Origin of the sequence: Marinovum algicola (assembly GCF_900109145.1) — a bacterium.
Taxonomy (GTDB): domain Bacteria; phylum Pseudomonadota; class Alphaproteobacteria; order Rhodobacterales; family Rhodobacteraceae; genus Marinovum; species Marinovum algicola.
In genome coordinates, this window is the sequence record NZ_FNYY01000002.1 from 76,576 (window position 1) to 99,077 (window position 22,502).

20 protein-coding genes are annotated in these 22,502 nt (G+C 67.6%); 10 read left to right on the top strand and 10 right to left on the bottom strand.

Annotated features, from left to right (window positions below):
• Positions 1-53 precede the first annotated feature (53 nt).
• Positions 54-1,625 carry a glutamine-hydrolyzing GMP synthase gene (gene guaA / locus BMW90_RS03375; RefSeq protein ID WP_074834973.1) on the top strand — a complete coding sequence of 524 codons (1,572 nt, stop codon included), beginning with the start codon at positions 54-56 and terminating at the stop codon, positions 1,623-1,625.
• Positions 1,626-1,716: 91 nt separating this feature from the next.
• On the opposite strand, the gene BMW90_RS03380 is transcribed toward guaA, so the two are convergent.
• Positions 1,717-4,977, bottom strand: coding sequence for a YhdP family protein (locus BMW90_RS03380; protein ID WP_083415934.1), 3,261 nt, complete (start codon positions 4,975-4,977; stop codon positions 1,717-1,719).
• A gap of 197 nt (positions 4,978-5,174) precedes the next feature.
• Between BMW90_RS03380 and BMW90_RS03385 the strand changes: the two genes are divergently transcribed.
• From BMW90_RS03385 to BMW90_RS03415, 7 genes are all read left to right on the top strand, one after another.
• The gene (locus BMW90_RS03385; RefSeq protein ID WP_048531198.1) at positions 5,175-5,648 is read left to right on the top strand and encodes a peroxiredoxin; all 474 of its coding nucleotides are present in this window, start codon (positions 5,175-5,177) and stop codon (positions 5,646-5,648) included.
• The gene (locus tag BMW90_RS03390; protein ID WP_074834976.1) at positions 5,645-6,463 is read left to right on the top strand and encodes a ferritin-like domain-containing protein; all 819 of its coding nucleotides are present in this window, start codon (positions 5,645-5,647) and stop codon (positions 6,461-6,463) included. Before BMW90_RS03385 ends, BMW90_RS03390 begins: the two co-directional genes overlap by 4 nt.
• 219 nt (positions 6,464-6,682) lie before the next feature.
• Complete coding sequence (locus BMW90_RS03395; RefSeq protein WP_048531194.1) at positions 6,683-7,996, top strand: M23 family metallopeptidase; 1,314 nt, start codon at positions 6,683-6,685, stop codon at positions 7,994-7,996.
• The gene (locus BMW90_RS03400; RefSeq protein WP_074834978.1) at positions 7,986-8,501 is read left to right on the top strand and encodes a bactofilin family protein; all 516 of its coding nucleotides are present in this window, start codon (positions 7,986-7,988) and stop codon (positions 8,499-8,501) included. Before BMW90_RS03395 ends, BMW90_RS03400 begins: the two co-directional genes overlap by 11 nt.
• Positions 8,502-8,613: 112 nt before the next feature.
• Positions 8,614-8,949, top strand: a complete 336-nt coding sequence (locus BMW90_RS03405; RefSeq protein ID WP_074835422.1) for a cupin domain-containing protein — start codon at positions 8,614-8,616, stop codon at positions 8,947-8,949.
• Between the two features lie 67 nt (positions 8,950-9,016).
• Positions 9,017-9,685, top strand: coding sequence for a DUF1007 family protein (locus BMW90_RS03410; RefSeq protein ID WP_048531190.1), 669 nt, complete (start codon positions 9,017-9,019; stop codon positions 9,683-9,685).
• Complete coding sequence (locus BMW90_RS03415) at positions 9,667-10,545, top strand: nickel/cobalt transporter (protein WP_074834979.1); 879 nt, start codon at positions 9,667-9,669, stop codon at positions 10,543-10,545. The genes BMW90_RS03410 and BMW90_RS03415 overlap by 19 nt, the downstream gene beginning before the upstream one ends.
• 57 nt (positions 10,546-10,602) lie before the next feature.
• Here the strand turns inward: BMW90_RS03415 and BMW90_RS03420 are convergent, their stop codons facing one another.
• Together BMW90_RS03420 and BMW90_RS03425 are read right to left on the bottom strand one after the other, a co-directional pair.
• Positions 10,603-11,187, bottom strand: a complete 585-nt coding sequence (locus tag BMW90_RS03420; protein ID WP_048531187.1) for an HNH endonuclease — start codon at positions 11,185-11,187, stop codon at positions 10,603-10,605.
• A gap of 185 nt (positions 11,188-11,372) precedes the next feature.
• Complete coding sequence (locus tag BMW90_RS03425) at positions 11,373-12,959, bottom strand: ATP-binding cassette domain-containing protein (protein WP_074834981.1); 1,587 nt, start codon at positions 12,957-12,959, stop codon at positions 11,373-11,375.
• 143 nt (positions 12,960-13,102) lie between these two features.
• Between BMW90_RS03425 and BMW90_RS03430 the strand changes: the two genes are divergently transcribed.
• A complete protein-coding gene (locus tag BMW90_RS03430; protein ID WP_074834982.1) occupies positions 13,103-13,519 on the top strand; it encodes a VOC family protein in 417 nt (138 codons plus the stop codon).
• 122 nt (positions 13,520-13,641) lie between these two features.
• On the opposite strand, the gene BMW90_RS03435 is transcribed toward BMW90_RS03430, so the two are convergent.
• The 4 genes from BMW90_RS03435 to BMW90_RS03450 all read right to left on the bottom strand — a co-directional run bounded on the left by BMW90_RS03435 (position 13,642) and on the right by BMW90_RS03450 (position 16,829).
• Positions 13,642-14,307 carry an alpha/beta hydrolase gene (locus tag BMW90_RS03435; protein ID WP_074834984.1) on the bottom strand — a complete coding sequence of 222 codons (666 nt, stop codon included), beginning with the start codon at positions 14,305-14,307 and terminating at the stop codon, positions 13,642-13,644.
• Positions 14,304-14,939, bottom strand: a complete 636-nt coding sequence (locus BMW90_RS03440) for a DNA-3-methyladenine glycosylase family protein (RefSeq protein WP_074834985.1) — start codon at positions 14,937-14,939, stop codon at positions 14,304-14,306. The genes BMW90_RS03435 and BMW90_RS03440 overlap by 4 nt, the downstream gene beginning before the upstream one ends.
• Positions 14,927-15,661, bottom strand: coding sequence for a precorrin-6A/cobalt-precorrin-6A reductase (locus tag BMW90_RS03445; protein ID WP_074834987.1), 735 nt, complete (start codon positions 15,659-15,661; stop codon positions 14,927-14,929). The genes BMW90_RS03440 and BMW90_RS03445 overlap by 13 nt, the downstream gene beginning before the upstream one ends.
• An 85-nt stretch (positions 15,662-15,746) precedes the next feature.
• Positions 15,747-16,829 carry an extracellular catalytic domain type 1 short-chain-length polyhydroxyalkanoate depolymerase gene (locus BMW90_RS03450; RefSeq protein WP_074834988.1) on the bottom strand — a complete coding sequence of 361 codons (1,083 nt, stop codon included), beginning with the start codon at positions 16,827-16,829 and terminating at the stop codon, positions 15,747-15,749.
• Positions 16,830-17,341: 512 nt separating this feature from the next.
• On the opposite strand from BMW90_RS03450, the gene BMW90_RS03455 reads away from it, so the two are divergent.
• Positions 17,342-18,568: an MFS transporter gene (locus tag BMW90_RS03455; protein ID WP_074835423.1), complete on the top strand. Its 1,227-nt coding sequence runs from the start codon at positions 17,342-17,344 to the stop codon at positions 18,566-18,568.
• A 23-nt stretch (positions 18,569-18,591) separates the two neighbouring features.
• Here the strand turns inward: BMW90_RS03455 and BMW90_RS03460 are convergent, their stop codons facing one another.
• From BMW90_RS03460 to cysS, 3 genes are all read right to left on the bottom strand, one after another.
• Positions 18,592-19,350 carry a squalene/phytoene synthase family protein gene (locus tag BMW90_RS03460; RefSeq protein ID WP_074834990.1) on the bottom strand — a complete coding sequence of 253 codons (759 nt, stop codon included), beginning with the start codon at positions 19,348-19,350 and terminating at the stop codon, positions 18,592-18,594.
• Positions 19,350-20,960 (bottom strand): citramalate synthase, encoded by a 1,611-nt coding sequence (cimA, locus tag BMW90_RS03465; protein ID WP_074834992.1) that lies wholly within the window; start codon positions 20,958-20,960, stop codon positions 19,350-19,352. Before cimA ends, BMW90_RS03460 begins: the two co-directional genes overlap by 1 nt.
• Positions 20,961-21,059: 99 nt before the next feature.
• Positions 21,060-22,421: a cysteine--tRNA ligase gene (gene cysS / locus BMW90_RS03470; protein ID WP_074834993.1), complete on the bottom strand. Its 1,362-nt coding sequence runs from the start codon at positions 22,419-22,421 to the stop codon at positions 21,060-21,062.
• Between the last annotated feature and the right edge of the window lie 81 nt (positions 22,422-22,502).

Genomic DNA, 22,502 nt, shown 5'->3' on the forward strand with positions numbered 1-22,502 from the left:
CAAAACGCATTGACACTCTTGCCCTCTCCCCCGCGCGCGCCTAAAGCCCTGTCATGACCCAGGACACCCATGACCGCCTTCTGATCATCGACTTCGGCAGCCAGGTAACGCAGCTCATTGCGCGCCGCCTGCGCGAGCTCAACGTCTATTGCGAAATCCACCCCTACCAGAACGTGACCGACGCCTTTCTGGCCGAATTCGCGCCCAAGGCCGTGATCTTTTCCGGCGGGCCGGATTCGGTGATGCGCGACGGCTCGCCCCGGCCGCCAAAATCGGTCTATGGGCTGGGCGTGCCGATCCTGGGCATCTGTTACGGCCAGCAGGTCATGATGCAGGATCTGGGCGGCAAGGTCGAAGCCGGCGAACATGCCACGGCCGAGTTCGGCCGCGCCTGGGTGACCCCGGCAGAGACCCGCCCCGATCTGCTCACCGGCTGGTTCATGGATGGCTCGGGCCGCGAGCAGGTCTGGATGAGCCACGGCGACCATGTCTCTAAAATCGCACCCGGTTTCGCCGTCTACGGCACTTCGCCCGGCGCGCCCTTTGCCATCACCGCCGATCTCGAGCGGCGGTTCTATGCCGTGCAGTTCCACCCCGAGGTGCACCATACCCCCAACGGCAAGACGCTCTACGAGAATTTCGTGCGCGATGCCGGCTTCGAGGGCGACTGGACCATGGACGCCTATCGCGAGGAGGCGATCCGCAAGATTCGCGAACAGGTCGGCGACAAACAGGTGATCTGCGGGTTGTCCGGCGGCGTCGACAGCTCGGTCGCGGCGGTGCTGATCCACGAGGCGATCGGCGATCAGCTCACCTGCGTCTTTGTCGATCACGGCCTGCTGCGGCAGAACGAGGCCGAGGAAGTCGTGACGATGTTCCGCGACAACTACAACATTCCGCTGATCCACGCCGATGAATCCGAGCTGTTCCTGGGCGAGCTGGAGGGCCAGAGCGACCCCGAGACCAAGCGCAAGATCATCGGCAAGCTGTTCATCGACGTGTTCCAGAAATACGCCGGCGAGATCGAGGGCGCCGAGTTCCTGGCGCAGGGCACGCTCTATCCCGACGTGATCGAATCGGTGTCGTTTTCCGGCGGCCCCTCGGTGACGATCAAGTCGCACCACAACGTCGGCGGGTTGCCCGAGAAAATGGGGCTGAAGCTGGTCGAGCCGCTGCGCGAACTCTTCAAGGACGAGGTGCGCGCGCTGGGCCACGAGCTGGGTCTGCCGGCCTCCTTTATCGGCCGCCATCCCTTCCCCGGCCCGGGCCTCGCCATCCGTTGCCCCGGCGAGATCACCCGCGAAAAGCTCGAGATCCTGCGCAAGGCCGATGCCGTCTATATCGACCAGATCCGCAAGCACGGGCTTTATGACGAGATCTGGCAGGCCTTTGTCGCGATCCTGCCGGTGCGCACCGTGGGCGTGATGGGCGACGGCCGCACCTATGATTTCGCCTGTGCGCTGCGCGCCGTGACCTCGGTCGACGGGATGACGGCGGATTACTATCCGTTCAGCCATGATTTCCTGGGCGAAACCGCGACCCGGATCATCAACGAGGTCAAGGGAATCAACCGGGTGACCTATGATGTGACGTCGAAACCGCCGGGAACGATCGAATGGGAATGAGCGGGCGGTAAAGGCCCGTCCGGCGCCCTCGCAGAGTTCTGCGGGGGCGTTTTTGTTTCCGCGCCGCCGATCTGGCGGGAAGGCCCGCGCGCTACCCCGGCACCTTCGGCGGTGGCCGGCGGAAGATCTCGCGGAACATGCCGGGTGTCAGCGCCGACAGCGGGTTGACCGAGATCTTCGGCGCGCTGGCCTTGCCGCGCAGGTTGAAGTTGAAGCCGAACAGCCCCTCGCCCTTGCGCGAAAACAGCTGACCGACGAAATTGACCACATAGATCGGCGACAACACCCCCTGCATGTCCATCGTCTGGCTCGCCAGATCGTAATAGCCGTCCAGGCTGATCCCCATCGACGGGCCGACCGCGCTCGACCGGGTTAGGATCACCTGTTTCGGCGTCAGCCGGAATCGCGCCTCGACCTCGGGAAAGGAAATCCCCTGGCCGCCCAATTGCTCGAGCAGGCCGATCACCGAGATCGCGTTCAGCAGATCGGCCATCACCGGGGCATTGCGGATGCGGGTGTCGCGAATGTCGAGCTCGCCGTCGAAAGTGCCGGCGGCGCCGGTGGGCAACAGCTTGAGGTGGAAGGTGCCGCCATGCATGTTCTTGAGCAGTCCGGCATCGCGCAGCACCGCACCGGCATCCTCCGATTTGATCACGAAACGGCTGCCCTTGCCGGTCGGGCTGACGCTGCCGCGTACCGGCACACCGCCATTGAGCCGCGCGGTGAAATTGCCCTTCATCCCGCCGCTCAACGCGAAATCGCCGCGAAAATCGGTGAGCACGATGCCATCGGTCAATTGCAGCCGGTCGGGCGCCAGGGTGAGCGGCCCCGGTGCCGCGCCGCCGCGCGCGGATGTGCCGCCACCGCTGCCGCTGGTCGAGGTGAAGGGCGCGTTGCGCATGTCGATCCGGCCGCCCGAAACCTGCACCGCCGGGGCGCTGCCGCGCCCCCGCCCGGTCAGCGTCACCGGCGCGTCAAGCCAGCTGCCGGCGCGCAGCCGGGTGATCGCCAGCGACTGCAACCCGCCGCTCTCGCGTAGGGTCAGCCGGCCCTCGAGGTCGAGCCCGGGGCCGCTCAGTGCCAGCGAATCGACCCGCACCGGTTTTCCAAGCACACCGTCGATGGCCAGCGTGCCGGTGCGCGCCTGTCCCATCGACCAGCCGATGGCATCGAGCCGCAGCCCCAGCCCGGCAAGATCGGAGGTCAGGGAAAATTCCGGCGGCCTGCCCTTGGCCAGCGCCAGTTCCAGCCGCCCCTGGCCCTGTCCCGAGACCGAGCCGGGTGGCAGGGTGATATTGAACGTGTCGAGCGTCTCTTGCGACAGGGTCACATCCGCCACCACCTGCGATCCCGCTTCCGCCGCCCCCGGCCCCAACCCGGTTTCCCAGCTGCCGTCAAACGGCACGCCGGCCAGGGTGCCGGCGCCTTCGATCCGCAGGTGCCGGTTGCTGGCGGTAAAGCTCAGCGCCTTGGCGGCAAGCGGCTTTCCGGGCACGATCTGCCGGCTCGAAACGCCGAACCCCCGTCCCGCGACCGCAAAGCTCACCTCGCCCGGCGCGGGCTTTTTCTTCAGCGGGAATTCGATCTGCCCCGACGCCTGCACCCGGCCGTGGGCGAGATCGACCGGCCGGCCGGCCTTGTCCAGCGCGCGCATCGGTTCCTGGTTCAGCACCCAGAGCGCCGCATGCACCGGCCCGGCGGCCTTGAGCTGCACCTGCGCCGGGCCGCGCCGCACCCGGACATCGGGAATGGTAAAGACCGTCCCGGCCACATCCAGCGCCCCGCCCTCCTTCGCGGTCAGGCTGCCGCTGTCGACGCTGACCGCCAGCCGGTTGTTTTCGAACTGCAACAGACCCGATGCATCGGTGACCGGCGGCAGGGTCTTCATGAAGCGCACCCGCGCCTCGGCGACCTCGGCGCTGACAAAGAGATCGGGCGCCGCGCCGTCGGGATAGGCGCGCAGCCGCACCGCCATGTTGCGCAACCGGCCGTCCAGCACATTGGTGGCAACCCAGTCGCGGGTCTTGGGCTTGAAACCGGCGGGCCAGAGCCCCAACAGCCGGTCCGGCGCGATTTCGTCGAGCTGGCCCATGACCGAGATGTCCCAGCCCTCCGGCGCCGCCTCGACCCGGCCCCGCGCGCGCAGGGTCTGGCCGGTGTCGGACAGAGCCAGCCGGCCGATGCGCAACACGAAGGGATCGAGCGCCAGATGGAAATCGAGTGCCGCCGAGGTCAGCGTCTGCGGCGCATCGTACAGGCCCACCGGATTGGCGCTGATCCCGGCGAGGCTGACCTGCCCCTGCAAGGAAGACGGCAGGCCGCTGGCGGTCCCCTCGAGCACCGCGCTGCCGTCGCCGGTGGCGTTGATCCAGTCGCTGACCACCGCGATCTCGTTAAAGCGCAGGGTCTCTTCGGCGGGATCATAGGTGAAATAGGACCGGGCCGAGGTAAAGGGGATCGGCCGGGTGGCATCGCTGGGCTGGACCACGCCTTCGCCGATGCTGAGCGTCGCGCTGAGCGGGCCAAGCCGGCCGTCTTCGTGAAACGAGGTCCGCAGCGACCCCGAGATCGGCGCCCGAAGCACGCCGAGCCAGGCCAGCGCCGCGCTCTGGCTGGCAATGTCGCCCGAGGCCACATCGGTGACGCTGACCCCGAGGCTGACCGCGTTGGAACCGATCGCGCTTTCGCCGAATACCTCGAGCGTGGCGGCGTAGGAGCGGCCGCTGAGCAGCGCGAAATCGCCCCGCATCTGCAAGATCTCGCTTTCGCGCGACAGCGCCAGCCGGCCGCCGTCCACCGTCCAGCTGCGGCGCGCGCGGGCGTCCTGAAATTGCAGGGTGACGGCGTTGATCTCGATCTCCCGCAGGGCGGCGAACTGCGGCTGATAGACAAAGTCGTCGATCTTCTCGATCAACCCGTTGAGCCCGATCCCGGCCTCGCCCAGACCGTCGCCAAAGGCCAGGTCGAGCGCCCCGTCGGCGCCGCGCCGCAACCGCAGGAACACCCCGGCGACCGACACGCTGCGCGGCTGCAACCGGCCTTCGAATATCGCCCGCCGGGCGATCTTGATGTCGGCATGCGACAGTTCGAGCAGCAGCCGCCCGGTTTCGGCCTGGCGCAGCTCCACATCCTCGAGCGCGATTTCGGGGCGCAGGTCGGATTGCACGTATAGCGTCATCTCGCTGAAGCTCAGCTCGTACCCCGGCATCTGCCGTGCGAGACGCGCCTCGATCTCGGCGCGCAGCCAGTCGGGCGCGTTCAGCGGCTTGCCCAGCAGCGCCACGCCGCCCCAGACCAGCGACCCGGTCAGCAATGCGACCCAGAACACCATCCAGAGCGCGGCACGCGCCACAATCGCCCGCTTGCGGGGACCGCACCGCCGAACCGCTCTCGCCCCCTGATCGGGGCCGGTCTGTTGCGGGGTCGTATCGTCCTGTTCGCTGCTCACCGGCTGGGGCCGCCTCCCGAGAATTGACAAGCCTGTGTTTTTCTGGCCTGCCCGGCCCTAATATTGGGTGAAGGCCCGGCAACCAAGGGAAAGCGGAGCATATGACCACAGGCGTCCTTCAAACCGGCGAAATCGTGCCGGAGATCACCCTGCCACGCGATGGCGGCGAAACTGTGAACCTCGGCGCGCTGCGGCCCGCGCCGGTGGTGCTGTTTTTCTACCCCCGCGATCTGACTTCGGGCTGCACCAAGGAGGCGATCGCCTTTTCCGCCCTGCGCGCCGACTTCGAGGCGGCCGGGGCGCAGGTCTTCGGGATTTCCAAGGATTCGGTCCAAAGTCACGACAAGTTCGTTGCGAAACATGATCTGACTGTACCGCTTCTGTCGGACGAAGCTACGGATATCGCCGAGATTTTCGGCGTCTGGCAGGAAAAGAAGATGTACGGCAAGACCTTCATGGGCATCGTGCGTTCGACCTTCCTGATCGATGGCGAGGGCCGGCTGGCCCGCGAATGGCGCAAGGTCAAGGTCGATGGCCATGCCGAAGAGGTGCTGGACGCGGTGCGCGCCCTATGAGCCGCAGCCTCGCGGAGATGGCCACCGAGGTGCTGATCACCGCCGATGGCCGCGAAAAGACCCGGCTGTCGCGCGCCCATGCCGTAACCTGGCTGGCGGCGCGCGCTGAAGGCCGGCCGCTGCCGGTCGGCCGCGCCGCGCCGCCGCAGCGCCCGGCACGGCCCGAACAGCCCGAACTCCTGTCGCCGCGCGACGTGCCGAAACGCAAGCCCGGCAGCCCGGCGGGGCGTATCGCCCTGCTGCATGCGGTTGCACATATCGAACTCAATGCCGTCGATCTGCACTGGGATATCATTGCCCGCTTTATAGATACCGACTTTCCGCCCGGCTTCTACGATGACTGGGTGCGGGCGGCGGACGACGAATCCAAGCATTTCAACCTGATGTGCGACTGCCTCGAGGCCGAAGGCAGTTTCTATGGTGCGCTGCCGGCCCATGCCGGCATGTGGCGCGCCGCCGAGGATACCGCGGGTGACATTCTCGGGCGGCTGGCCGTGGTGCCGATGGTGCTCGAGGCGCGCGGGCTCGACGTGACGCCGGGCATGATCGAGATCTTCCGCAAGGCCGGCGCGACCCGGGCGGTCGAGGCGCTGGAGGTGATCTACAGCGAAGAAGTGGCGCATGTGGCCTATGGCTCGAAGTGGTTCCACTTTCTCTGCGGGCGGCACAATCTCGACCCGAAAGACGTGTTCCACGAGCTGGTCACAAAATATTTCAAAGGCCCGCTCAAACCGCCTTTCAACGAGGAAAAACGCGCCGAAGCCGGTCTTCCGCCGGATTTCTACTGGCCACTGACCGCCGAGGGCGCTGCCTAGCCCGCGGCGCCCGGTCGGCAAGACCGAAAGCGCTTACCTTACGCAACCCCTTCCGATATCGGCGAATATTCGCCCATTGCCGGGTTTGAGCGCCGCTTTGCCGAATCGCGCGGCTTGCAAACTTGCGCGTGTGTAAAGCTCTGGTTAAGGAAGCCTGAGGGGCAAAGTGCCGGGGACAGGCACCCTTGGACTGGACGAACAAGATAAGGGACGGCTGCGGTGCGGACACGGCTAGCAATCAGAATTCATGCGATCCTAGAGAGATACTTCCCGGAACGCCGTCTGTTCCTGCGATCGGACACCGACACCCGCTTCATCCGTCTGAAATCCGAAACCCAGTTCATCGCCTTCACCGGCTCGGCGCTGGTCATCGCCTGGTCGATCATCGCCACCGCCATCCTGCTGATGGATTCGATCGGCGCCGGAAACTTCCGCGAACAGGCCCGCCGCGACCAGCAGACCTATATGTCCCGTCTCAATTCGCTCAGCCAGGAACGCGACGCCCGCGCCTCGGACGCGCTGGCCGCGCAGGAGCGCTTCAACTCGGCGCTCGAACGGATCTCGCTGATGCAGAGCGAACTGCTCGGCTCGGAAATCCGCCGGCGTGAGCTGGAAACCGGCATCGAAGTCGTCCAGACCACCCTGCGCAACGTGATGTCCGACAAACGGGCGGTGGAAACCAAATTCGCCGCGCTTCAGGACGCGATGGAAAACGGCGGCCCGATGCCCGGCCATTCCGACATGGCCGACAGCGAAACCGTCGACCTGCTCGCCAATGCGCTGGAACGCACCGCGCAGGAACGCGACCGCGTGGTGGCCGACGCCCAGCAGGCGTTGATTGCCGCCGACGCCATGGCCACCGAACTGCGCAGCATGGAAGAGAAGAACGACGCCATCTTCCGCCAGCTCGAAGAGGCGATGACGATCTCGGTCACCCCGCTCGACAAGATGTTCAAGGCCGCCGGCATGAACCCCGACAACATCCTCGACAAGGTGCGGGCCGGCTATTCCGGCCAGGGCGGTCCGCTGATGCCGCTGAGCTTTTCCACCAAGGGCGGCGAGCTCACCGAAGACAGCAAGCGCGCCAACCGCATCCTCAACCAGATGGATCGGCTCAACCTCTATCGCATCGCCGCTGCCAAGGCGCCTTTTGCCAACCCGCTGAAGGATTCCTATCGCTTCACCAGCGGCTTCGGCTATCGTTGGGGCCGGCTGCACGCCGGTGCCGATTTCGCCAGCGCCCACGGCACCCCGATCTATTCCACCGCCGATGGCATCGTGGTCCATGCCGGCTGGCAGTCGGGCTATGGCAAGCTGGTCAAGATCCAGCATGAATTCGGCATCGAGACACGCTATGCGCATATGTCGAAAATCCGCGTGAAGAAGGGCCAAAGGGTCTCGCGCGGTGATCGCATCGGTGATATGGGAAACACAGGACGCTCCACCGGCACGCATCTGCACTATGAGGTCCGTGTTGGCGGCAAAGCCGTCAATCCAATGATTTATCTGAAGGCTGCGAAAGATGTTTTCTAAAAGCAAAATCAATGAGCCCGGCCCCAAGGCCGACGACGCTGCAAAGCCTGCGGCCGCAGAACAGAAGAAGCCCACAATGCCTCCACAGTCCGAATACAAGCCCTCCTCCGCGCCCAAGACCAAGCCGCCGGCGTCGGTCCTGTCGGCCGATCTGCACGTGGTCGGCAACATGAAGACCACCGGCGACATTCAGGTCGAGGGCACCGTCGAGGGCGATATTCGTGCCCACCTGCTGACCATCGGCGAAACCGCCACCATCAAGGGCGAATGCGTCGCGGATGACGTCGTCGTCAATGGCCGCATCGTCGGCCGGGTGCGCGGCCTCAAGGTGCGCCTGACCGCCACCGCGCGGGTCGAAGGCGACATCATCCACAAGACCATCGCGATCGAGAGCGGCGCGCATTTCGAAGGCTCGGTGCAGCGCCAGGACGACCCGCTGAACGCCAAGGGCAAGGCACCGGCGCAACAGCCGCAAGAGCAGCAGCAGCGCCCCGCCGGCCAATAAGCCCGGCCTCGCGTCGACCCGTACCGAATGAAAGTCCCGCCGCGTGCGGGGCTTTTCCGTTCCGCCGGCCGCTTCCGGCGAAACCGCGCCCGAGGCCGCAAAGGATGACCGGATGACCTTTCCCGATTTCATTACCAGCCAGCCCGGACTTGACCTGCCCTATCCAGAGGATGTGGTGCAAAGCGCCACCGTCCGGTCGAATGACAGGCTGGTGGTGTTTTTCACCTTCCTGAAGGACATGGACCTGCCTCTCCATGCCCACAAGGCACAATGGGGCAGCGTCGTCGAAGGCGAGATCGAACTGACCATCGGCGGCGAAACCCGCATCTATCGCCCCGGCGACAGTTATTCCATCGCCGCAGGCGTCGAACATGGCGCCCGGATCAAGGCCGGCACCCGGGTGATCGACGTCTTCGAAGAGCCCGACCGCTATCCGCTCAAGCCGTGACGGCGGTGGACCGCCCACCGCGTTGACAGTCGTTGCCCGACAGGCCGGGCAGAGCTAGGACCGCTGCATGAAACCCACCGCGTTGCTCACCGCCGCTGCCCTGGGACTGGCGCTCGCCAGCCCGCTTGGCGCGCATCCGCATATCTATATCGACACCGATTTCGACCTGGTCTTCGACACCGACGGCAAGCTTGCGGCGGTGCGTATCGACTGGGCCTACGACGATTTCTATTCGCTGCTGATGATCGAGGAAAACGGTCTCGACGCCGATGGCGACGGCACCCCGGAACAGGCCAGGCTCGACGCCTTTGCCGGCCAGGACGTCGATTGGGAAGCGGGCTTTCCGGGCCATTTCACCCTCGACGCCGCCGGCACGCCGCTGGCACTTGGCCCGCCCGAGGAGCACCGCGTGCGTTATGAGGACGGGCGGATCATCACGTCGCACCTGCGGCCGCTGGTGGCGCGTTTCGAGATCGACGCCGCGCCGCTGGTGGCCCGGTCCTATGACCCAACCTATTTTGTCGCCTATGACGTGCCCGAGACCCCGGGCAGCCAGGGTCGTGACGATTGCAGCCTGACCCGCAACGTCGCCTCGCGCGATGCGGCGATGAAGGAATACGGCGATCAGCTCGCGGCGGTGGACGCCAGCGACGATCCCTTCCAGGTGGTCGACCTGCCCGACATCGGCATCCTCTTTGCAGACAGTTTCGAGATTACATGCAACGCACCCTCCTGATCTTTCCCCTGCTGCTGGTGGCAGGCGCCACCTGGGCCGTGATGCAGGGCCATGACGATGCCCTCGTGCGCTGGGCCGCCGAGGGCCAGCGCGAGTTCCAGAACGCCCTGGCCGGCGCCCTGCGCGCGCTGCGCGCCGAAGAGCCCGGCGCGGTGCTGGCGCTGGTCGGGGTCTGCTTTGCCTATGGCTTCTTTCACGCCGTCGGCCCCGGCCATGGCAAGCTGCTGATCGGCGGCTACGGGCTGTCGCACCGCGTGCCGCTGGGCCGGCTCACGGTGATTTCGCTGCTGTCGTCGCTGGGCCAGGCGCTGAGCGCCATCGTGCTGGTGCTCTCCGGTCTGTTCCTGCTCGACTGGACCCGCAGCCAGCTCACCGACACCGCCGAAAAGGTCATGCTGCCGCTGAGCACCCTGGCGATCGGCCTGATCGGCGGCTGGCTGGCGCTGCGCGGCGCGCGCAAGCTCTGGCGGCTGCGTCGCGATCAGGCTCATGCCCACCACGGCTGCACCCATCGCCATGGGCCGACGCCGGAAGAGCTGCGCCGTGCCGGCGGGCTGCGCGACGCCCTGGTGCTGATCGCCGGCATCGCCGCGCGCCCCTGTTCGGGCGCGATCCTGCTGCTGGTGCTGAGCTGGCACATGGACATCCTCACCACCGGCATTCTCGGCGCCCTGGCGATGTCGCTGGGCACCGCCGCGCTGTCGATCCTGGTGGCCACGATCAGCGTCGTCGCCCGCGACAGCACCCTGCTGTCGCTGGCCGACACCCGCCGCGCGGCCCTGGTGCTGCCGATGATCGAACTGCTCGCCGGCGGCGCGATCCTGGCGATCTCGCTCCGGGTGATGGGCCTTCTGGCCTGAACAGGGACGGCCGCCGCACGCCCCCACCGTTGCCCGGCAAGCGACAGGTACAGACGCTCAGGCTTCGAGCTCGGCATCCCAGTAGAGAAAATCGACCCAGCTTTCATGCAGATGGTTGGGCGGGAACTTGCGGCCCATGTTGCGCAACTCTTCGGCGCCGGGCTGGCGCGGCGGCTTGCGCAGCGACATGCCGGCGCGGGCCAGCGACTTCGAACCCTTCTTGAGATTGCAGGGCGCGCAGGCGGCGACCACGTTCTGCCACGAGGTCACCCCGCCTGCGGCGCGCGGCACCACATGGTCAAAGGTCAGCTCGCGCTTGGTGCCGCAGTACTGGCAGCGGAATTCATCCCTCAGAAAAAGATTAAAGCGCGTGAAGGCCACGCGCTTTTGAGGTTTTACATAGTCTTTCAGGACAACGACGCTGGGTATCCTGATGGTGGTCGAGGGACTGCGGACCTCGTGGTCATATTCGGCCACGATATCCACCCGGTCGAGCCAGGCCGCCTTGATCGCGTCCTGCCAGGGCCAGAGCGACAGGGGATAATACGACAAAGGCCGGTAATCCGCGTTGAGCACCAGTGCCGGGTATTGCTTCAGCGCCGATGGCTCGCGTACAAAATCCGTCCTGAAATCACCGTCCATGGGTCGTCACATCCTCTTGTCCGCTCCAGTATGCCTCATGTCCGCGCTTCTTGGGATCGCTTTCGTTACTACGACTATATCTCGCGTTTCCAATCAGGCAAGCGCCTAAACATGGAGATTTGCCCTAGGGGTTAGGCCAGTTTGGTAACGTTGGCATGACGGCGGCTCACCCGGCGGCCAACCGCTCATGCCAGGCCCCTGTCGCTGACCCGGCCCGAGGCGATGGCGATCTCGCGCGCGGGGGCCAGGGCGGCGGCAAAGGCGCTGTCGTGGGTGACAAAGATCAGCGCGCCGTCATACTCGCCAAGCGCGCGTTCCACCGCCGCGATGGCCGCCAGGTCAAGATGGTTTGTGGGCTCATCCAGCAGCACCAGCTGCGGCGGCCGCGCCCGCCCCAGCGTCAGCGCCAGCCCCAGCCGCAGCCGCTCGCCGCCCGAAAGCCCGGCCAGCGGTTTGAGCGCCTCGCGGTTGCGAAACAGAAACCGCGCCAGCAGCGCCCGGCAGTCCTGTTCGCCCATTTCCGGCAATGTGCGGCGCGCCAGCGAAAGCACGTCGCCGGCTTGGCCCAGATGGCTCAGCCGCTGGTCGAGGTAGACACTATCCACCGGGCGCTCGATCCGACCCGACAGCGGCGGCAATCGCCCGGCGATCTGCCGCAGCAGCGTCGACTTGCCGCTGCCGTTGGCGCCGGAAAGCCGGACCCGCTCAGGCCCGCGCAGCTCGAAGGACAGTGGCGGCAGAAGCGCCCGGCCAGCCTGCCCCACCCCCAGGTCGCGGGCGCGCAGCACCAGCTTCTGCGCCGCCAGCCCGGTCGAGGGCAGGTCGAAACTGATCGCCCGGTCGCGCGCCACGCCGGCCTGTGCCGCCGCCAGCCGGGCCGCCGCCGTCGCCTGCTGTCGGGTCGCCAGCCGGCTCTGGCCGGCGCCGGCGGCTTCGGCCCCCTCCCGGGCCTTGTCGAGCAGCATCTTCGACTGCGAGCCATCGCGCAGCGCCCGGCCCTGCCGCGCCCGCCGGGCGGCGCGCATCTCGGCCGTCCGCGCTGCGCGCCGGGCCCGCGCCACCTCGGCGCCGGCCTGCTCCAGCTCGGCCGCGGCTCGGGCCTCGGCCGCCGCGCGCGCCGCGGCAAACGCGCTCCAGCCGCCGCCAAAGAGATGTACGCCACCCGGCGCCAGCTCGATGATCCGGTCGACCCGCTCGAGCAGCGCCCGGTCATGGCTGGCCACCAGCGCAATCCCCCGGTGCGTCGCCAGAAGCTCGGCCACCAGCGCGCGGCCCGCAGCATCGAGATCATTGGTCGGCTCGTCCAGCAGGACAATCCCCGGCCCGTCAAAAAACGCCGCCGCCAGCGCCGCCCGGCGTTGTTGCCCGCCGGAAAGCTCGGATAGCCCCCGCGCCGGCGCGACCGGCACCCCGGCCTGCGCCAGCGCCGCCGCCATCCGCTCTTCCAACGTCCAGTCGACAAGATCGTAATCCACCGGCGCCCCGGCCAGCGCCGCCTGCAACCGATCGAAGCCAGCGGCATCGAACAGGTCCGCCACCCGCGTGCCCTGGCGCGGCGCGAGCTGTGCCAGACGCCGCGGCGGCGTGCTGGCATGGATATGACCGGCGTGGGGATGCGCCCCGGCAATCGCCGCCAGCAGGCTGGATTTTCCGGTGCCATTGCCGCCCACCAGCCCGGTCACCCCGGCCTCGAGGCTCAGGGAAAAGGCTGCGATCAGCGGCGTGGCGTCAGGTCGGGCAAGGGCGGTTTCGGTAAATGTCAGAACAGGCATGGGGACTCCGGGAAACGGCGAGGATCAAGCGGCGGTGATACAAACCCTGATCCATCGTTTCGGTCTCCATGCTTGGACAATGCGGCCAGTCTAGCCCGGCCCGCCCCCTTGGCGCAACAGCGCCGATCCTGTAGCCTGCCGCCATGTCCATCCCCCCCAAGATCACCGGCGTTCTCGAAGCCGCGCTTTACGCGGCGGATCTCGACCGCGCCGAGGCCTTCTATCACGGCGTGCTGAACATGGAGGTCGTGCTGCGGCTGGAGCAGCGCCACGTGTTCTTTCGCGCCGGCCAGACCATCCTGCTGGTCTTCAACCCGGAAGAAACCGCCAAACCCTCGCAGAACACCCGGATGCCGGTGCCGGCCCATGGCGCCCACGGCCCCGGCCATGTCTGCTTTCGCGCTTCCCGCGATGAGATCAGCCGCTGGCGGGCGCATGTCCTGGACCAGGGCATTGCCGTCGACGCCGAGTTCGACTGGCCCAACGGCGCCCGCTCGCTCTACATCCGCGACCCGGCGGGAAACTCGGTGGAATTCGCCGAACCCCACCTCTGGTTCTGACCCGATCCGGGACCTCGTTCGATTGGAAACACCTCTGGGGTGGAGGCCGCAGGCCCGGGGGCAATGTCCCTCAAAAAATGTGGGCCAAGCCCTCTAAGTCGCGCAGCAGGCGCGGCGTCGCGTCAAAAGCCGCACTTGTCGCGCAGAAAGGCCAGCGCCACTCCCAAACCGTCGGGCGCGATGCCATGCGCCGTGCCCTTCATGATATGGGCAAAGACCTCCTTGAAGCCGGCCTTTTGCAAGGCCTCGGCCGCGTCGGGCAGCGATTGCGGCGGCACCACGTCGTCATGGTCGCCATGCACCAGCAGCACCGGCGGAAAGCTCACCGCCTCGTCCTCGAGCAACTCGGGCGCCAGCAGGCGGCCGGAAAAGCCCACCACACCGGCCACCGCATCCTCGCGTCGGGGCGCGACGTGCAGGCTCATCATCGTGCCTTGCGAAAACCCGAAGAGCGCCACCTGCTCGGGCAGCACATCCTCGTCCACCATCACCGAGTCGAGATAGGCATTGAGGTCTTCCGCCGCGCGCACCATGCCGGCCTCGGCTTCTTCCTGCGACGAACCGTCGATCCAGGGGATCGGAAACCACTGAAACCCCATCGGCGCCCCGGCGCAGGCCTCGGGCGCATCCGGCGCCAGAAACAGCGTGTCGGGCAGATGTTCGCTCAGCGGATCGGCCAGACCGAGAAGGTCGGCCCCGTTGGCGCCGTAACCATGCAGAAAAATCACCACCGACCGCAGCTCGCCCGAGGCGGGCTCCTTGCGACCGGACGTCAGAACACGAGTCATAGAATACCTTCCCTTGCCTTGGCATGCCTGTAGTAGGCCCAGAGCGCACGGGCCGCAACCGACCGCCAGGGCGACCAGGCTTCGGCCATCTGCCGCAGCGCGCGCTCCTTCGGCCGGTCCTCCAGACCGAATAGCAGCCGCGCCGATTCTTGCAGCGCGAGGTCGCCGGGGGCAAAGACATCGGCCCGGCCGAGCGAGAACATGGCATAGATCTCCGCCGTCCAGACGCCGATCCCCCTGACCGCCACCAGCGTCGCGATCACCTCCGCATCCGGCATCCGGCGCAGCGCGGCAAAGTCGATCTCCGCCGCCGCCAGTGCCCCGGCATAGGCCGCCTTCTGCCGGCTCAGCCCGAGATCGCGCAGGGCGCTTTCGTCGACCGCGCGGATTGCCTCCGGCGTCACCATGCCCGCCGCCTGCAACCGCGCCCAGATTGCCGCGGCCGAGGCGACCGAGACCTGCTGGCTGACGATCGCGCTCAGCAATTGCGCAAAGCCGTCCGGCCGGCGGCGCAGCGGCAGCGGGCCGCAGGCGTCAAGCGCCGGCGCAAACCGCGGATCGGCGCGGCGCAGCCAATCCGCGCCCTCAGCCACACAGGCGTCGGTCTCGATGATCCGGCCTAGCTCGCCCATTCTGCAATCCTCCTCCGGGCCGCCGCCACGTCGCGCACCACCGGCGCCGGCGGCAGGGGTTTCCGGTCGATCATGCCGACCCGCAGCCCGAGCCGCCGCGCGGCGGCGAGCTTGGGCCAGCCGCCGGGCCCGCCGGCATTGCGCAGGATCAGCCAGTCGATCCGAAGCCGCCGGAACAGCGCCACCTCGCCGGCCACCGAAAACGGCGAGGCGCCGCGCAGGAACCGGCCACGGGGCAGTGGAAAGGGATCGTGATGCTCCGACAATTGCCGGGTGAACACATAGGCCTCGCGCAGCGCGGCAAAGCGCGTCAGCCCTTCGCGGCCGGTGGCCAGAAACACCCGCGCACCGCGCGGCAGGTGACGCGCCGCCGCGGTCTCGTCGCGCAGCCGGACCCAGCGGTCGCGCCGGCCCGGCCGCCAGGCCGGCCGCTCCAGCCGCAGCAGATCGACGCCCAGCGCCCCGGCCACCCGGTGGGCGCAGAACGAGCTCTGCCAATCGTTGGGATGGCTGGCGTCGACGATCAGCCCGACCCCGGCCGCGACCCGCGCGGTCAGCGCCGCCTGCCCCAGCGGTTCGGGCAGCAGCGGGATCGGCCAGCCATGCGCCCGCCGCTCCGGGCCGGGCAGCATCACAGAGGCCCTTCCCCGCAAGCCGGGGGCCAGCGCCCGCGCCTCGGCAGAGCCGCCGATCAGCAGAATGTCAGTGCCCGATCGATGCATGTCGCGTCAGCCCTTCCGGGGCCGAGGATTGGCCGGTTCGCCGGCCGGGGTCAAGCACTCTGCCCGTGGCGCCCCGTTCGGGCAATCATTCCCCCCGGCGCGGCAATCCGAGAAAGAACCGCAGCATTTCCGCGCTCGCGTCGGGCCCCTCGGCATCGGTGTAGCTGCCCGCCGGTACGCCGCCCGACCAGGCATGGCCAAGACCGTCGATCTGCCAGTGTTCCATGGCCGGCGTGCCGTCGGCTGCCAGCACGCTGGTGCGGGTGAAACTGCGCCCGCCGGCATTTCCGCCATCGATCACCTCGGCCCCGCCGGGATGGGCCTGGCTGGCGATGCGGCCGCCATTGGCCGGGGCGACGGTGCTGTCGGCGCTGCCGTGAAAGACGATGGTGGGCAGCGGCGGGCCGGAGGCATCCTGCATTGCCGCCGGGCTTCCGGCCATGGCGGCAAAGGCACCATGCGCCGTGTTCGCGGCCTTGTACGGCAGCCCGGAATGCGCCCCCACGGCGGCAAAGAGATCGGGATAGCTGCGCCCGAGGATCACCGCCATCGCCGCCCCGGCCGAGAGCCCGGCGACAAAGACCTTGCCCGCCGGTACATCATGGCGCTCGTACAATTCGCGGGTCAGCCCGGCGAGGATCGCGGGCTCGCCCGCGCCCCGCTCCTGGTCGTCGGTGGAGAACCAGTTCCAGCAGGCATTCACATTGGCCGAACGCGGCTGGGCCGGATAGACGACGATCAGCCCGTGGTGATCCGCCAACCGGTTCATGCCGGTGCCAATGGCGAAATCAACCGGCGTCTGGGTGCACCCATGCAGCATCAGGATCAGCCCCCGCGGCCGGCCCGTCAGCCGCGGCAGATAGACCCGGTACTCGCGACGGCCGGCGGCACAGGCAAAGGTGCCGGCATCGAAGCGCGCGCCCTCGGACAGCGGCGCCTCCTCGGGCTCCGGCCCCGGCATGCCGATCCCCGGCATCCGGGCGGCGATATCGGCCAGGGTCTCGCCCAGCGCCTTGCGCGGGCTTTCGGCGCTCTGCGGATTGCCGCCAGCGGTATCTGCCGCAACCCCGCCAAACGAGGTGCGGAGCCTGTCGGCCGCCTCGGCCAAGGTGCTGCTCCGCAGGGCCTCTGTCGCCCGTTGCATGGCCGAGGAAAATCGAGAGTTCATTGCCCTCTCCTTGTCAGGGGATGCCGCCCGTCGCAATGTTCCGCGCCGTGCTGGCCTGTCGGTCATCCTGCGCGGCGGCCTGCGATGTTCATCATTAACTGCCGTTTCGGGCACAGGTATATCCCGGGACGGCCCGACCACAAGCTGCGGCGCACCGCCTGCCCGATATTTGCGCGCCGCCCGGTCGCTGGACACCCGCCCGTCAAAGGTGGCCGAGGACCGGGATGGCCGAGATGCAGTTTTGTGCAGGTCGGCCAGCCCGCTCCGCGCGATCGTCCGGGTTTTGCCTTGCGCCGCACTTTTGCCGGCGTCGCCGCCCCTACCGCTCGGCGTGTCGCACGGCCGTTTCCCTTGCCCGATGCCTTCGTCGGCAATGCTCAGCCCGGCGGCCCCGATCTCGACCGCCGCCGCCACAGACGATCCCGCGTCTCCTTTCCATGTGTGACGCGGGTCACCCAAGGCCGGGAAATCGGCGCTTGCCGCGCCCGGCGCGGCGGCTTACCGATTGCCTCATGACAGATCTTGCCGCTCCCACCCCCGCCGACAGCCGTGCCCGGCGCAATGTGGTCGTTCTTGTGCTCGCCCAGGCGATCCTCGGGGCGCAGATGCCGATGATCTTTACCATCGGCGGCCTGGCCGGGCAGTCGCTGGCTTCCAACGTCTGTTTTGCAACGCTGCCGATTTCGCTGATCGTGATCGGCTCGATGGTCACCGCGACGCCGATTTCCGCCTTCATGCAGCGCTATGGCCGGCGGGCGGGGTTTTTCGTCGGGGCGCTTGGCGGCGCGCTCGGCGGGTTGATCGGTGCCTACGCGCTTTATCTTCAGAGCTTCCCGCTCTTCCTCCTCGGCTCTTTCCTGACCGGGATCTACATGTCGGCGCAGGGCTTCTACCGCTTCGCCGCCGCCGACACCGCCTCGGACGATTTCCGCCCCAAGGCGATCTCCTATGTCATGGCCGGCGGCCTGGCCTCGGCGGTGATCGGCCCGCAGCTGGTCAAGCTCACCGCCGATGCCTATGTGATCCCCTTCCTCGGCACCTATGCCACGGTGATCGCCGTCAACCTGCTGGGCGCGCTGCTGTTTCTCTTCCTCGACATCCCCCGGCCGCCGGTGCCCGCAGCCGATGCCCCCAAGGGCCGGTCCCGCCGCGAACTGATCGCCACGCCGCGCATCGCGGTGGCGGTGATCTGCGCCATGGTGTCTTATGCGCTGATGAACCTGGTGATGACCTCGACGCCGCTGGCGGTTGTCGGCTGCGGCTTTGACAAGAACAACGCTGCCGACGTGGTCACCGCCCATGTGCTGGCAATGTTCGTGCCCTCGTTCTTTACCGGCCATCTGATCGCGCGCTTCGGGGTCGAACGGATCATGGGCCTGGGGCTGGTGATCCTCGCCGTCGCCGGTGGTGTCGGGCTGGCCGGCGTCGCGCTCGAGAATTTCTTTGTCGCGCTGGTGCTGCTCGGCCTCGGCTGGAACTTCGGCTTTATCGGCGCCACCACCATGCTCGCCGCCGCCCATGCGCCGGAGGAACGCGGCAAGATGCAGGGCCTCAATGACCTGATCGTCTTTGGCGGCGTCTCGGTGGCCTCGCTGGCCTCGGGCGGGCTGATGAATTGTTCCGGCGGCACGCCGCAGGCCGGGTGGACGGCCGTCAACATGGCGATGGTGCCCTTCCTGGTGCTGGCCGGCGGCGCGCTGCTCTGGCTGATGCTGCGGCCCCGGCCCGAAGCGGCCTGAGGCGGCCTGAGGCGGCCCGAGGCTCAGACCCCGCTGCGCAGGGCCCGCCAGATCAGCCGCGCCCGCTTGCCTGCGTCCGACAGGCCGAGGCTGCCCCGCGCCACCCGCCCGGGATCGGCCGTCACCTGTTTCAGCAGAGCCTCGGCCTGCCAGGTGCTGCGCAGCGCTACGCTCTGGGCCGGCGACACCGCCGCCCGCCCCCGCCGCAGCCGTTCCAGCGCCGCCGCCGCCAGCGCCCGCACCGCCTCTGGCCGCCCGTCTACCAGCGGCCGATGCCCCCGCGCCTCGAGCTCGGGCACGGCAACCAGGTAATGCGCCACCCCGGCGCCATAGGCGACGTCACGCACCGCCGCCTCATCCGGCGCACCATACCAAAGCGCGGCGGCATACAGCAGGTTGCCCGAGGTGGCCTCGATATAGGCCTCGAACTCCGACTCGCTGGCAAAGCCCTCGCGCCCGATATCCTGCCGCCGCGCGTCGATCAGCCCGTCGAGCAACGCGCCCTGCGCCGGCGTCAGCACCAGCGCCAGCGGCGTCACCACCTCGTGGCGCCGCACCAGCCCGCCGGCGGCGATCTCGGCCAGGGCGTCGCGCCACCATTGCAGCCGCATCTCGGCAATCATCGGCTCCTGGGTCATCCAGGGCGCCCGCGCCACCTCGAGGTTGAAGGCAAACAGCGGAAACAGCCGGGCCCGCGCCGCCACGTCACAGGACATCACCGCCATGAAACGGTCGGGATCGCCCTTTTCGACAAGGGCGGCGCAGGCATGCCAATCCGCCATCAGCCGGCGTCGCGGATCAGTTTCCAGCGGATCGCGTCGAGCAGCGCCTCCATCGAGGCATCGACGATGTTGGGCGAGACCCCGACCGTCGACCAGCGCCGCCCCTTGCCATCCTCGCAGTCGATGATCACCCGGGTCACCGCCTCGGTGCCGCCCTGGGTGATCCGCACCTTGAAATCCACCAGATGCATGTCGTCGATCGAGGCCTGGTACTTGCCCAGATCCCGCTTCAGCGCCTGGCTCAGCGCATTGACCGGCCCGCGATCGTTGCCCTCCTCGTCGTGGCTTTCGCTGACCGAGAGGATCTGCTCGCCGTCGATGGTCACCGCCACCACCGCCTCCGAGGCGCTGACGATGCTGCCCAGCGCATTGCGCCGCCGCTCCACCGTCACCCGGTAGCGGTCGAGCTCGAAGAACCGCCGCGCCTGGCCCAGCTCCTCGCGCGCCAGCAGCTCGAAGGAGGCCTGGGCGCCATCGTAGGAATAGCCGTCGGTCTCGCGCGCTTTGACCCGGTCGAGGATGCGGCCCAGCGCCGGATCGCCCTTTTCCACCGCCAGCCCGGCATCGGCCAGCCGCGTGCGCAGGTTCGACTGCCCGGCCTGGTTCGACATCGGGATGATGCGCGTATTGCCCACCACCTCCGGGTCGATATGCTCATAGGTCGCCGGATCCTTGAGGATGGCGCTGGCATGCAGGCCCGCCTTGTGGGCAAAGGCCGAGGCGCCCACATAAGCCGCCTGCCGCATCGGCACCCGGTTGAGAATCTCGTCCAGCATCCGGCTGACCCGCACCAGACCCGAAAGCGCCGCGCGCTCGACGCCGATCTCGAACAGATCGGCATAAGGCGCCTTGAGCAACAGGGTCGGGATCAGCGTCGTCAGATTGGCATTGCCGCAGCGCTCGCCCAGCCCGTTGAGCGTGCCCTGCACCTGCCGCGCCCCGGCCATGACCGCCGCCAGCGATCCGGCCACCGCCGTTTCGGTGTCGTTGTGGGTGTGGATGCCCAGCCTGTCGCCCGGGATCCCCGCCGCGATCACCTCCGCCACGATCCGTCCGATCTCTTCCGGCAGGGTGCCGCCATTGGTGTCGCAGAGCACCACCCAGCGCGCCCCGGCCGCAAGCGCCGCGCGGCAGGCCTCGAGCGCATAATCGGGATCGGATTTGTAGCCGTCGAAGAAATGCTCGGCATCGAACAGCGCCTCGCGCCCCTGGGCCACGATATGCGCCACCGAGCGGGCGATGTTCTCGGTGTTCTCGGCCTTGCTGATGCCCAGCGCCGCCTCGACGTGATAGGTGTGGCTCTTGCCCACCAGGCAAATGCTGCCGGTGCCGGCATTCATCACCGCCGCCAGAACATCGTCGTTCTCGGCGCTGATGCCGGCGCGCTTGGTCATGCCGAAGGCGGTCATTCGCGCCCGCGTCTGCGGCGCGGCTTCGAAAAACGCGCTGTCAGTCGGGTTGGCGCCGGGCCAGCCGCCCTCGATGTAATCCACGCCGAGCGCATCCAGCGCCTCGGCGATCCGCAGCTTCTCGGCGGTCGAGAACTGCACCCCCTGGGTCTGTTGCCCGTCGCGCAGGGTGGTGTCGTAAAGGTAAAGCCGTTCAGCCATGACAGCGCCCCATGCTTCTTCTGTTCAAAAATACCCGTCGGGGGGAGTCCGCCCCGGCGGAGGGGGGGCAGACAGCCCCCCGGCAACGCGCATCCCGCATCACAAGGCCTCCAGCTTGGCGGCGTCAAAGCCCGGTCCCGGCACCAGCTCGACGCCGGATTTGCTCATCCGCACCTCGACGCCGGCGGCAATCAGCCCCTGTTTCAGCGCATCGACACCAGAGAAATCCTTGCTCTCCATCGCCTGCGCGCGGGTCTCGTTGAAGCGGGCGACCAGCGCCGAAAGATCCACCTCGACGCGGTCCCAGCCGCCCAGCGCCTCGCCCAACAATCCGAGCAAGCCCGCCCCGGCCTTCAGCGCCGGGGCCTCCCCCTCGGTCGCCAGCCGGTGCAGCTCGGCAATCGCGCCGGCGGTGTTCAGATCATCGGCCAGGGCGGCAACCACCGTCTCGGGCAGCGCGCCCGGCTCGACGCCCTCGCAGAGCCCGCGCCACTTGCGCAGCGTGGCCTCCGCCTCATCCCGCTTCTTCACGGTCCAGTCCATCGGCTTGCCGTAATGGGTCGAGAGAAAGACAAAGCGGATCACCTCGCCCGGCACCCCCTCGTTCAAGAGATCCCGCACGGTAAAGAAATTGCCCAGCGACTTGGACATCTTCCGCCCCTCGACCTGCAACATCTCGTTGTGCAGCCAGACCCGGGCAAAATCGCCTTCGGGATGGGCGCAGCAGCTCTGGGCGATCTCGTTTTCATGATGCGGAAACATCAGGTCGTTGCCGCCGCCGTGAATGTCGAACGACACCCCGAGCAGCGCATGCGACATCGCCGAACATTCGATATGCCAGCCGGGGCGGCCACGGCCCCAGGGGCTCTCCCAGCCGGGCAGATCCCCGGACGAGGGTTTCCACAACACGAAATCCATCGGATTGCGCTTGTACGGCGCCACCTCGACGCGGGCGCCGGCAATCATGTCATCCACCGACCGGCCGGAGAGCGCGCCGTAATCCTTGTAGCTCTCGACCGAGAACAGCACATGGCCCTCAGCGGCATAGGCATGGCCCTTGGCGATCAGCCCTTCGATCATCTCGATCATCTCGCCGATATATTGCGTCGCCCGCGGCATCTTGCTGGGCTCCAGCGTGCCCAGCGCCGCCATGTCGTCGAGATACCATTGCGTGGTCTCGGCGGTGATCTCCTCGATACTGCGGCCGCTTTCGGCGGCGCGGGCGTTGATCTTGTCGTCGACGTCGGTGAAGTTGCGCACATAGGTCACATGGTCCGGCCCATAGACATGGCGCAGCAGCCGGAAGAGCACGTCGAACATGATCACATTGCGCGCGTTCCCCAGGTGGGCACGATCATAAACCGTTGGCCCGCAGAGATAAATCCGCACGTTTTCCGGATCGATCGGGGCAAAGACCTCTTTTCGGCGGGCCTTGGTATTGTGCAGTCTGATCTCGGTCATAACCTCTCCTCACGGGCGCGCAGGCGCTCGCGGCGGGCTTAGCAAGATCGGTTCACAAAGGAAAGAAAGAGCAGGCCCGCC

What these genes read in the sequence shown, in the direction of transcription:
- guaA (WP_074834973.1), top strand. Translation starts at nt 54, where the DNA reads ATGACCCAGGACACCCATGACCGCCTTCTGATCATCGACTTCGGCAGC.
- BMW90_RS03385 (WP_048531198.1), top strand. Translation starts at nt 5,175, where the DNA reads ATGACCACAGGCGTCCTTCAAACCGGCGAAATCGTGCCGGAGATCACC.
- BMW90_RS03390 (WP_074834976.1), top strand. Translation starts at nt 5,645, where the DNA reads ATGAGCCGCAGCCTCGCGGAGATGGCCACCGAGGTGCTGATCACCGCC.
- BMW90_RS03400 (WP_074834978.1), top strand. Translation starts at nt 7,986, where the DNA reads ATGTTTTCTAAAAGCAAAATCAATGAGCCCGGCCCCAAGGCCGACGAC.
- BMW90_RS03405 (WP_074835422.1), top strand. Translation starts at nt 8,614, where the DNA reads ATGACCTTTCCCGATTTCATTACCAGCCAGCCCGGACTTGACCTGCCC.
- BMW90_RS03410 (WP_048531190.1), top strand. Translation starts at nt 9,017, where the DNA reads ATGAAACCCACCGCGTTGCTCACCGCCGCTGCCCTGGGACTGGCGCTC.
- BMW90_RS03415 (WP_074834979.1), top strand. Translation starts at nt 9,667, where the DNA reads ATGCAACGCACCCTCCTGATCTTTCCCCTGCTGCTGGTGGCAGGCGCC.
- BMW90_RS03420 (WP_048531187.1), bottom strand. Translation starts at nt 11,187, where the DNA reads ATGGACGGTGATTTCAGGACGGATTTTGTACGCGAGCCATCGGCGCTG.
- BMW90_RS03425 (WP_074834981.1), bottom strand. Translation starts at nt 12,959, where the DNA reads ATGCCTGTTCTGACATTTACCGAAACCGCCCTTGCCCGACCTGACGCC.
- BMW90_RS03430 (WP_074834982.1), top strand. Translation starts at nt 13,103, where the DNA reads ATGTCCATCCCCCCCAAGATCACCGGCGTTCTCGAAGCCGCGCTTTAC.
- BMW90_RS03435 (WP_074834984.1), bottom strand. Translation starts at nt 14,307, where the DNA reads ATGACTCGTGTTCTGACGTCCGGTCGCAAGGAGCCCGCCTCGGGCGAG.
- BMW90_RS03440 (WP_074834985.1), bottom strand. Translation starts at nt 14,939, where the DNA reads ATGGGCGAGCTAGGCCGGATCATCGAGACCGACGCCTGTGTGGCTGAG.
- BMW90_RS03445 (WP_074834987.1), bottom strand. Translation starts at nt 15,661, where the DNA reads ATGCATCGATCGGGCACTGACATTCTGCTGATCGGCGGCTCTGCCGAG.
- BMW90_RS03450 (WP_074834988.1), bottom strand. Translation starts at nt 16,829, where the DNA reads ATGAACTCTCGATTTTCCTCGGCCATGCAACGGGCGACAGAGGCCCTG.
- BMW90_RS03455 (WP_074835423.1), top strand. Translation starts at nt 17,342, where the DNA reads ATGACAGATCTTGCCGCTCCCACCCCCGCCGACAGCCGTGCCCGGCGC.
- BMW90_RS03460 (WP_074834990.1), bottom strand. Translation starts at nt 19,350, where the DNA reads ATGGCGGATTGGCATGCCTGCGCCGCCCTTGTCGAAAAGGGCGATCCC.
- cimA (WP_074834992.1), bottom strand. Translation starts at nt 20,960, where the DNA reads ATGGCTGAACGGCTTTACCTTTACGACACCACCCTGCGCGACGGGCAA.
- cysS (WP_074834993.1), bottom strand. Translation starts at nt 22,421, where the DNA reads ATGACCGAGATCAGACTGCACAATACCAAGGCCCGCCGAAAAGAGGTC.